Below are 11732 nucleotides of genomic sequence, written 5' to 3' on the forward strand. Positions count from 1 at the left end.
GCCGAAACCATGAGCGTACCAGCACGCGCATCGCTTTATTTTATTTTGTCCTGTCTGGTGGCGGTGGTGGCCGGGTGCACGACCCTTCCTTCACTGGAAAACCGGACATACACGACGGCGCTGCCACTCGAGGAAGCCAATCGCACCACTCTGGGTAAGGGAATCTCCCATATGGCAAGCCAGCACCCTGGCAAGTCAGGCATTCATATGCTCTCCGACCCCAGGGCTGCCTTCGCCGTGCGCGCACTTCTGGCGAAAGCAGCCGAACGTACCCTCGATGTTCAATACTATATCTGGCACAAAGACCTGACCGGCACGCTGATGTTCGAAGCCTTGAGAGCCGCCGCCGAGCGTGGCGTGCGAGTGCGTCTACTGCTGGATGATAACAACCCCTCCGACCTCGATCCCACACTTTCCGCGCTGGATTCGCACCCGAATATCGAAGTGCGTTTGTTCAATCCTTTCGTCGTCCGCTCGCCGAAATGGCTGGGCTATATCACGGATTTTTCACGCGCCAATCGTCGCATGCACAATAAGTCCTACACCGCCGACAATCAGATCACCATCGTGGGCGGTCGCAATATGGGCGACGAATACTTCGGTGCTACCGACGGCGTTTTGTTCGCCGATCTGGATGTGGCGGCAATCGGCCCCATCGTCAAGGACGTCTCCGACGATTTCGATCGTTACTGGAATAGCCAGTCTTCCTACCCCGTAGCACTGATATTGCCGAAGGTCGGGCCAGAACGCCTGAAGGAACTGACATCCGAAGCTTCCATCCTGGAACGCGACCCACGAGCCGAGACCTATATCAAAGCGTTGCGCGATTCCGGTCTGATTCGCCAGCTGGCCGACGAAACCATCGCCATGGATTGGGCTCACACCCGGATGGTAAGCGACGATCCGCGCAAAGGACTGGGACAAGTGCCCAAAGAAAAACTGCTGACACATGAGTTGGGCCAGATTATTGGTGAACCGCAATCGGACGTCAAACTGATTTCCCCCTACTTCGTCCCGGCTGAAGCAGGTGTGCTTAGTTTCACGGCACTTGCAAAACGCGGCGTCAAGCTGCAGGTCCTGACCAACTCGCTGGACGCAACCGATGTCGCCGCTGTTCATGCCGGCTACGCCAAACGACGCGAGCCGCTATTGAAGGCCGGCGTTGAGCTCTATGAAATGAAGCGGATGTCTGACGGACCGAGGGAAAAAGGCACCGGTCGTTTTGGCAGCTCGGGATCCAGTCTCCATGCCAAGACATTCACGGTCGACAGCGAACGGGTTTTCGTCGGCTCGTTCAACTTCGACCCACGGTCGGCCAAACTGAACACCGAACTGGGATTCGTTATAGAAAGCCCCGAGATGGCCATGCAAATCAATACCTCGTTCAATGACAGAATTTCCATCATCGCCTACGAAGTCAAGCTCACCGACGACGGCGACATGTATTGGATAGAACGCAAGGATGGCGAAAAAACGCGCTACGACACCGAGCCGCATGCCAGCCTGTGGCGACGGATCTGCGTCAAGGTATTTTCCATGCTTCCCATCGACTGGCTGCTCTAGATCGACACTGTCAAGCTATGCTTTCCCTCGGACAGCAGCACCCGTACACCGCCCCGGATGCAGTCCACAGGTACATCGTCAAGCAGTGCTGATGCGGTGTCGTTCTTGCTGCCAGAGACTTTATCGACGCGGATATCGTACTCAGACGAACCCATCTTCACCGTGGCGTCGAATCCGGGCCATGAATCCGGAATACACGGTTCAACCACAAGAAAGCTGCCCTCGCGCCGAATGCCCAGTATGCCTTCAATGCCGGCGCGATACATCCAGGCTGCCGAACCGGTATACCATGTCCAACCGCCGCGCCCAACGTGGGGCGCGACCGAATAGACATCGGCGGCCACGACATAGGGCTCCACCTTGTAGCGTTCAGTTTCTTCACGCGTACGCGCATGATTGATCGGATTAATCAGTCCGAATAATTCAGCGGCTTTCCCACCTTCACCAAGCTTTGCAAATGCGAGGATCGCCCACATTGCCGCGTGGCTGTACTGCCCGCCGTTTTCCCGCAAGCCGGGCGGGTAGCCCTTGATATATCCCGGGTCGCGGACCGTGGTATCGAATGGCGGGGTGAACAAGAGCGCAATTCCATCGTCATGCCGGACAAGGTATTGCTCAAGTGAGGCCATCGCCATGGCCGCGCGCGCCGGTTCCGCGGCGCCCGACAATACTGCCCATGACTGCGCAATCGAATCGATCCGGCATTCCTGGCTGTCTTTCGATCCCAGCCAGCTCCCATCGTCGAAAGTCGCGCGGCGGTACCACTGTCCGTCCCAGGCCTCCCGCTCCAGGGCGCCCTTCAACGAGGCAGCGTGCGTGCACCAGCGCTCGGCGCGTTCAGTGTCCCGCTCCTGAGCGTAGGGTATAAAAAGTTCTATCGTTCGCAGCAGCAGCCACCCCAGCCACACACTTTCGCCTTTTCCGCCCTCGCCCACCCGGTTCATGCCGTCGTTCCAGTCCCCTGTGCCCATCAGCGGCAGGCCCAATGGTCCCGTCAGCTTGATGCACTGGTCCAGTCCGCGCGCGCAGTGCTCATACAGCGAGGCCGACTCATCGGCAGCCATAGGCTGAAAGAACACGTCGTGCTCTTCAGGCAGCAACGGCGGTCCCTCGAGAAAAGCCACCACTTCTTCCAGAATCGCGGCATCGCCAGTGCTGGCGACATAGGTGGCAGCGGCAAAGGCCAGCCACACACGATCGTCCGAGATATGGGTGCGCACCCCCTGTCCCGAATGCGGCAGCCACCAGTGCTGAACATCGCCCTCCACGAACTGACGGCCGGCGGCGCGCAAAATATGCTCGCGTGTCGCATCGGGCCGGGCAAACGTAAGCGCCATGCCGTCCTGGAGCTGATCTCGAAAGCCGTAAGCTCCGCTGGCCTGGTAAAACGCGGAACGCGCCCAGATGCGGCACGCAAGCGTCTGATACAGCAGCCATCCATTGAGCATGATGTCCATAGCCCGGTCGGGCGTTCTGACCTGGATCGTGCCAAGCAGTGAGTCCCAGTGATCGGTCACTTCCCGCAGAACCTCGTCGAGATTGGTGCTGCGGTAACGAGCCACCAGTGCAGCGGCCTCGTCTGCCGACCCGCATTGTCCGAGAAACCAGACAATTTCCGTTGACTGTCCGGGCGCCAGTTCGACTATGGTCTGCAGGCTTGAGCACGGATCCAGTCCGGCACCTGTTTTTCCCGATAGCGGATTGCGGCCCATCAGTGCCGCAGGTGCCGCCATGGACCCATTGCGGCCAAGAAATTCGGTGCGATCGGCCGTCCAGGCGGATTGGGATCCGCCGAGATCGGCGAAAGCCGTTCGGCCCGGGAATGCAATACTCCATGGATTATGTGCCAGCATGGCGCCGGTTTCCTTGTCCATCATTGTCACGACAAAGGGGCCGGAAGTGCCACGGGATGTTCCCAGCACCCATTCCGCGTATGCCGTCACCGAAAGACGGCGCGGCGCATCGGACAGATTGCGCAAGGTCAGTCGGGAAATCTTGAGGGGATCTGAAAGCGGCACATATTGCAACAACTCAAGCCCGATATCATTATCCACATGTTCATAACGACTATAACCTTGCCCATGCCTGGCGATGTATGTTCCATTGTCGCGCATAGGTTGCGCCGTCGGCGTCCACAGTGCACCCGTGACTTCATCGCGTATATAGATCGCTTCACCGGAGGGATCTCCTACCGGGTCGTTCGACCACGGCGTAAGCTGGTTTTCACGGCTGTTTTGCGCCCAGGTATAGCCGCTGCCGTCGGCTGAGACCTGGAACCCGAACCGGGAATTGGCTATCACGTTGAGCCAGGGCGCAGGCGTGGACTGCCCGTCATTCAAAATGGTCACATACTCACGCCCCTGTTTATCAAACCCTCCGAAGCCGTTGAAAAACTCAAGTCCTTCAGGCATAGGCGATGGCGTCCCGGGTAATATAGGTACAGGGCGGCGCGGCGCCTGCTTCGGCATGGTGGGTTGCGGCATTCGCGCCAGCTGTTCGGAGATAGTGCCATAGCGTGCAATCAGTGCGATCCGTGCCGCCGATTGGAGCAATCCCCTGGCGTCCACGCTCATCAGGTCCGCGCGCAACGCGTAGATCGAACCCTGCGTGTGCTCGCCGCCAAAGCGTGGCCGCGACTGACTACTGCGCACTGCGGTTTCAATCGCAATCTGAAGGTCCTGGATATAAGAGGAGGCACGCTCATTGATGATGACCAGGTCGACCGCAAGGCGCTTCATGCGCCAATACTCATGCGCCCGCAACAATTGACGGAGTTGGCCGATGTCTTCAATGTCGTCTATACGAAGCAGCACGATAGGCAAATCGCCGGAAATCGATAGTGACCAAAGGTTCGATTGGGATGCAGCCCCACGCATGATCGTATTGGAAGGCGCACGAAAGGCGGGATCCGCGTAGAGGACTGGCGCCGCGAGGCGCTGGAAATCCGCGGCCTCTTCCGACCTGATATCCAGATGTCGAAGTTGAACCTGTGCTTGTGTCCATGCCAGTGTCTTGGCCCGCTCGAACGCACTGCGATCGTGGTGTTTGTCTATAAGATTTATCAGTTCTGCCTGTGATGACGCGACAATCGTCCAGAAAGCGATCCGGGCAACCTTTCCCGGCGGAATAAGCACGCGGTATCTCAGCGCGAAGACAGGGTCCAGCACCGTTCCGACCGTATTCGAAAGAGGCTCATCGCCCAACATGGCGCTGGCGTTCCCTGTCTCATGCCCGCGTCCCACAAATTGCGCACGGTCGGACTCGTATTGCGGCTCCGCCACGACCTGGCCCTCGACCACCGCGAAATGTGCCGCCCACACTTCAGGTTCCTGAGCTGAACGTTTACGCCTGGTGGCAACGAGCGCATCAAATTCGGGGAGTCGGCTGGTGACCACAAACATCTTCGCGAAAGCAGGATGCGCTTTGTCAGCGGCAGGCAGCGTCAGGACAAGCTCCGAGTAAGAGGTCACTTCAATCTCGCGCGCACGGCGACCGCTATTGGCCAGCGAAACGCGGCGCACTTCGCCGTCGTCCTCACCCGAGACGAGAATCTCGGTCGTGGCCGTCAACGCCCCCTCGCGGCAAATGAACTCGGCGTAGTCTTCCGCAAATATCACGTCCGCCTGTTCGGCGATGCTGCCAACCGGTTGCATGCCTGTAGACCAAACCTTGCCGTTCTGCGTATCCCGCATGAAAATGAAGGATCCGTAATCGTCCCGCGTGGAATCCTCGTGCCACCGGGTCACGGCAATATCCCTCCAGCGGCTGTATCCCGCACCCGAATCCGTCAGCATGACGGTGTAGCGGCCGTTCGATAGCAAGTGGGTGATTGGCGCCCCGAGAGCTGCCCCGGCAACACGACGCACCGCCCCGCTGTCGCCGGTGCTCATGGCGGCCACACTCACCTCTTCAGCGCGCGGATGCGCGATGGCGACGTCTCGTGGCATACGTTCCTGAAGCAAGAGCTCGCTGGCCTGGATCATGGGTTCGCGATGAAACCGCACGCGCATTGGCGCGTTCAACAATGCATTGGCGATGGCGACAATTGTCATGCCCTGATGGTGTGCCATGAAATTGCGCACAATGGCCACGTGCTTGTCTTCTGGAAGGCGAGATGTGGTGAAATCCAGCGCTTCATAAAACCCGTAGCGTCCAAGCGCCCCCATGCTGGTAAGCCGAATATAGTTTTTACAGGCGCCTGCGGGGTCGACCATGGCGGCAAGACCCGTTGCATAGGGAGCGACAACCTTGTTTTCAGAGAGGCCACGCTTGAGGCCGAGCCCGGGTACGCCGAAGTTGGAATACTGATAGGTGAATTCGATATCGCGGGCGTTATAGGCAGACTCAGAGATGCCCCAGGGAATACTCAAGGAATTGGCATAGTCTTGCTGGCGCGCCACGACGAGCCGATTGGTCTGCTCCAGAAGGCTCCCATAAGGAGCCCTCATCACCAAAGAAGGCATAAGGTATTCGAACATGGAGCCGGACCACGAGATAAGTGCGGATCCCTTGCCTAGCGGCGTAGCCGTTCGGCCCAGACGCAGCCAATGACGGGTTGCGGCGTCCCCCTTTGCTATCGCAAAGAGGCTCGCAAGCCGGGCCTCGGATGCAAGCAGATCGTAGCAGCTGGGGTCCAGGCTATTGTCGGCATGCGAATAGCCGATGGACAACAGATTCCTGTCGGAATCCATAAGAAATGCAAAATCCATGGCGAGGGCCATTTCTCGAGCTTCGTCGGCCAGCGCCCGGATTCGTTCTTCCAGCGACCGCTTCTCGATGTCGCTGGCTGATTCATCACGGCTGTGCTCGGCCATCGAGTCGGCGAGGGCCTGTATCCAGAACAGTGCATCATTGGAATCCTCATCGACCTCGGCAGGCACAAGACCGCGCAGCATCCTGGCTGCGTTCTCGACGTGCCGGCTCAGCCGCGGGAGCGACGCCTGAACCGCTTGCTGAGTAGCCCCAAGCTTTACCGCAAGATCATCGAGAAGCAGGATGAGTTGCGCACCTCGTTCGCCGCTGGCGACCGGCATGGCGACGATTACCTGGCGGGCCAGGTCCAGGTTATCGAGCATGCCCAGCCTGGATTCCACAAGGAAGTGGCCGTCCAACCACTCTTCGCATGTGTTGGCAACAACGATAAGGTGGCCGGCAAGGTTGCCGCTATCAACGGACGACACATAGGCCGGCTCGAGCGCGCGCAGATCCTGAGTATCGTACCAGTTGAAAAAATGCCCATTGAAACGCGCAAGCTTGCGCATGGTCGCCATGGTCGTTTCGAGCCGCTCCACGGTCTGGACCGTACCGGCCCAGCCAAAATCACGAGCGGCAATGGCCGATAGCAGGTACAGCCCGATATTGGTCGGCGACGTACGATGCGCGAGTATGGGCTTGGGGTCTTCCTGGAAATTATCCGGCGGCAGCATGTTGTCTGCCGGGGTGACGAAGGTTTCAAAGAAACGCCACGTGCGGCGTGCCGTCAGGCGCAGCACGCGAGCGTCGGATTCGGCAACTTTACTGCGTGGCAACACGGTTTGCGGCCGGCTGGCCCACAAAGCAAGCGCGGGCGCTGCAAGCCACAATAGGGTAAACGGCATGACCAGTGGCCAGGAGGTCGGCGCAAAAATGAGTACACCCACGGCTATTGCCACCGCCAGCAAGGTACCCCCACCCATTTGCTGATAAAAACCACGAAGATCAAGGCGCGGACGCTGGGCGGTTTGAGCGGCCGTGGTCCATTCGAGAAGATGACGACGGGTGCCGAATAGACGAAACAGGGTGATTGAAATGGCGTCGCCCATGCGCCACGCCCGATCGGGAATAAAAGCCACAGATAGCAGGACCTGCAAAGCTGCTAGCCGCAGCTCACTGACAACTGCAGCAATATGACTTGCGAACCGAACACTGCTACGCCGCGCGAATAAGGAAAAAGCCGAAGGTAAACACGGTGGAATCGCGACGCAGGCAAGGACGAGCAACGTAGCCAGTACACTGGCTGGCATGGGCAATAACCAGGAGCAGACGAATGCGACTAGGGTCGCCGGCGCCAGCACGGAGCGGCGCAGGTTGTCCAGCATTTTTCCGCGTCCCATGGACGGCAACTTCTCATGGCCCGCCGCACGCCGGAATATCCAGGGAATCAGTTGCCAGTCACCACGGACCCATCGGTGCTGACGCCATGCATCGACATCGTAGCGGGAAGGAAATTCTTCCACTACCTCGACATCCGAGGCGAGCCCGGCACGTGCAAAGACCCCTTCGAACAGATCATGGCTGAGCAATGTGTTCGGTGGTATACGGCCTGACAAAGCAGCCTCGAACGCGTCCACCTCGTATATGCCTTTGCCCGTATAAGAACCCTCTCCGAAGAGATCCTGATACACGTCGGAAATAGCGGCGGCATACGGGTCCATGCCTCCCGGACTCGAGAAGACCCGTTGATAGATCGATCCTTCGCTTCCAACAGGCAGGGACGGTGTGACGCGCGGCTGAAGAATCGCGTAGCCCTTGATGACACGCTGCTGCGCGTCATCGAAATGCGGCCGATTCAAAGGATGCGCCATCTTGCCTACCAGGCGCAATGCGGCGTCCCGGGGCAACCTCGTGTCTGCATCGAGCGTAATCACATATCGCACGTCTGCCGGCACCGCCACAGGCGCACCCCCGACCGGAATGTAGGTGGTATCGGTCGCACCGCGCAAAAGCCGGTTCAGCTCGTGCAGCTTGCCTCGTTTGCGTTCCCATCCCATCCACTTGCTTTCCCCCTGATTGAAAACACGCCGACGATGCAGCACCAGGAAACGCGTGCCGGCGGGACCGGGGCCGTGACGGCGATTCAGCTCGGCAATCGCTTCGGCGGCCTGGAGAAGCAGAGGCTCGTCGCCTGGCATCACTTCCTGGTCTGCATCCAGACCATCAAACAGCACGGCAAAAACCAGGTCGCCGGTTGCACCGCCCAGATAATGCACTTCGAGCCGCTCAATTTGTTCTCGAATATCTGCCTCACTCGTCAGCAATGTCGGTATGGCGACCAATGTCCTTAGTGAGGTCGGTACCCCGGTCTTGAGCTCGAGACCGGGCAGGGGCGCCGCAACGAACGTCGACGAAACCGCACGATTGACGAGCGATGTCGCCAGCTCGGTCGCTGGAATGAATGCAGCGATCGCGAACACGGCAAGCCAGGCGGCAGCCATTTCCGGGACCCAAATCGCCCACAAAGCGAGGATGACAAGGACGATGGTAAGAGCCACGATCGTCCCCATATAACCTCGCATGCCAAGGCGCACGTTCATCCGGCTCAGGCGCAGCCGCAACGGCGCCCGAAATCCTATGGCCTGCTCTAGTGCAGGGCGACCCTCGGCGATCAGGTGATACCCAGGATCGCCCACGCGCTTTGATGACCGGGTATGGCCGGCCCCGGCCCGCGCGATGGACACGGCATCCAGCGTACGGGTTGTGACCTCTAGCTCAGACAACGATGAGCCGCGCGCCAACTGTTCGATGGCGTTGCGATACAGGTTCCGGGTTGGAAAATCCATTTCACCGAAAGCGCTTGCTTCGCGCAGACGTTCATCGACCAGGCTTACCTTCTCGAACAGCTCTGCCCAATCAATATCGGAAATCAGCCGCATGCTCGTAATGATATTGCGCACCGTGACATTGGATGCACCCTGCCGTTGCTGGGCATGAAGGACGACTTCCTCGATAGACGTGCCTTGACGTCCAAGCCGTTCTTCCAACCATCCGAGCGCCGGCGTAGTCTGAGGGTCCTGGTCTCTTAGCCGTTTTGCCAGGTGTGCCGCGAACACTTCGGACAAGGGTTCTGATGCGCGTGAGAAAACATCGGTATCAAGCGCAAGCCGATGAGCCTGGGACCCCACCAGCTGGCTGGCCAGGGCTTCGGCGGCGGCCCTGGCTCTTTGTCCTGATGTGATTTGATCGGCCAGGCGGCGCAGGTTCTCGATCAGCACAATCCGCAGCGTGATTGCAACCGCCCATAGCTCACCGATCGCCAAAGGCTGGACGCGTTGGTACGCAGAAATGAAGCGCCTCAATATATCGGGGTCGAAATTGCTGTCGGTATGGGCGACAAAAGCCCAGGCTATACCGAACACCCTCGGATAGCCCGCAAATGGTCCTTCGGCCAATTTAGGCAACTGCCGATAGAAGCCTGGCGGCAAATCGTCCCTGATTTCGCGGATCTGCTCTTCGACCAGGTGATAGTTGTCGAGCAGCCATTCGGCGGCGGGCACCACGCTATGGCCACTTTCGAGCTCCGCGGCGCTGGCGCGATAGGCGGCGAGCAACACCCGCGCATTATCGTCAAGCCGCTTTTGCAAGGAATGAACTCGCGGCGGCTTTTGAGTGATGGGTTGAGTCTCAGCCAGACTGAGGGCATGGTGCTCAAGGCGTTCAACGCCGAACAGCTCTTCCCGGACTGGGGCGCGGTCGCTCCAAGGGGAGCCTATCGAGCGGTTCCGGAAAAGAAAATGAAATACGGTGTTATCAGACAAGGGCCGAATCCTTGAGACGGCGTGAAGCACCTACGACGCGTTCAATCCAGTTGCCAGAGCGTGGCTGCTTTTTAGTCATGAATAACCCCTTAAACGACTGCTCGGTTCGCCAAAAGGCATCTTCCAGCATACGCCCAATTTCGTGAATGCGGCATCCCGCGCTGTGCGGATACGGTATCCCGCCCTGTTTTAGTGCATAGAACTCGCCCGCGCCGTGCCATCCATGCACCATGCCGCTGCGTGCCTCCCCAAAACCGGGAACGATTCCATGATCAGAATGGGCCATCAGCCTGTTCAGTGCTTGCTGAAACCTGGCATGACTATTGCGTATCGAAGGAGGAGCTGTCCATTCGGGTCGCGCCGTTCCACGCGATCTGTACCTTTCCTTCTGGAGTCATCATGAAACGTAGACTGGTTCTCAAACAATTGACCGCCCTGAGCTTTCTGGCGCTATCAGGCTGGATGCCCCAGGCCCTGGCGACCGACACGATCAAGGTCGGTATCCTGCACTCTCTGTCCGGAACGATGGCAATCTCCGAAACGTCACTCAAGGATGTGGCCTTGATGACCATCGAGGAAATTAATGCCGACGGGGGCGTACTGGGAAAGAAACTGGAACCAGTGGTTGTCGATCCCGCCTCGAACTGGCCTTTGTTTGCGGAAAAAGCCCGCCAATTGTTGGCACAGGACAAGGTATCGGTCGTGTTCGGTGCCTGGACGTCGGTCTCGCGAAAATCGGCCTTGCCCGTGTTCAAGGAACTGAATGGCCTGCTGTTCTATCCCGTCCAATATGAAGGGGAAGAACTCGAGAAAAATGTTTTCTATACCGGCGCGGCGCCCAACCAGCAGGCCATACCGGCCGTCGAGTATCTGATGAGCGAAGATGGCGGAGGCGCCAAGCGCTTTGTATTGCTGGGCACTGATTATGTTTACCCCCGCACGACCAATAAGATCCTGCGCGCCTTCCTGCATTCCAAAGGCGTCAAGGATAGCGACATCGAAGAGATCTACACGCCCTTCGGTCATTCTGACTATCAAACCATCGTCGCCAACATCAAGAAGTTTTCCACGGGCGGCAGAACAGCGGTGATCTCGACCATCAACGGTGACTCGAACGTGCCCTTTTACAAGGAATTGGGCAATGCGGGCTTGAAGGCAACAGACGTCCCTGTCGTGGCCTTTTCGGTCGGCGAAGAGGAGTTGCGTGGTGTCGACGCCAAACCACTCGTCGGCCACCTGGCCGCATGGAACTATTTCCAGTCCATCAAGAATCCCGTCAACACAGCCTTCATCGACAAATGGAAGGCCTATGCCAAGGCCAAGAACCTGCCCAACGCTTCAACCGTCGTGACCAACGATCCCATGGAAGCCACCTACATTGGCATCCATATGTGGAAGCAAGCCGTCGAACAGGCCAAGACAACAGACGTTGACAAGGTGATCGAAGCAATGGGCGGCCAGACCTTCACCGCGCCGGATGGGTTCACCATCCAGATGGACGCGACCAACCATCATTTGCACAAGCCCGTCTACATCGGCGAGATCAATGCCGATGGCCAGTTCGATGTGGTGTGGAAAACCAAAGGCCCCATCCGCGCGCAGCCCTGGAGCCCGTACATCGCGGGTAATGAAAACAAGCAAGGTCTTTAATTGGAC

4 protein-coding genes are annotated in these 11732 nt (G+C 58.5%); 2 read left to right on the plus strand and 2 right to left on the minus strand.

What is annotated here, in order from left to right; genetic code table 11:
• Positions 1–9: 9 nt before the first annotated feature.
• Positions 10–1563 (plus strand): phospholipase D family protein, encoded by a 1554-nt coding sequence (locus CR155_RS09840; RefSeq protein WP_102069874.1) that lies wholly within the window; start codon positions 10–12, stop codon positions 1561–1563.
• On the opposite strand, the gene CR155_RS09845 is transcribed toward CR155_RS09840, so the two are convergent.
• Entirely contained in the window at positions 1560–10076 is an 8517-nt protein-coding gene (locus CR155_RS09845) for a GH36-type glycosyl hydrolase domain-containing protein (protein ID WP_102069875.1), read from the minus strand. The two genes, CR155_RS09840 and CR155_RS09845, sit on opposite strands and share 4 nt — an antisense overlap.
• A complete protein-coding gene (locus CR155_RS09850; protein ID WP_102069876.1) occupies positions 10069–10362 on the minus strand; it encodes a hypothetical protein in 294 nt (97 codons plus the stop codon). The genes CR155_RS09845 and CR155_RS09850 overlap by 8 nt, the downstream gene beginning before the upstream one ends.
• 113 nt (positions 10363–10475) lie before the next feature.
• Between CR155_RS09850 and urtA the strand changes: the two genes are divergently transcribed.
• Entirely contained in the window at positions 10476–11726 is a 1251-nt protein-coding gene (gene urtA / locus CR155_RS09855) for an urea ABC transporter substrate-binding protein (RefSeq protein WP_102069877.1), read from the plus strand.
• Positions 11727–11732 lie beyond the last annotated feature (6 nt).

This window comes from Pollutimonas nitritireducens (assembly GCF_002849615.1).
Taxonomy (GTDB): Bacteria; Pseudomonadota; Gammaproteobacteria; order Burkholderiales; family Burkholderiaceae_B; genus Pollutimonas; species Pollutimonas nitritireducens.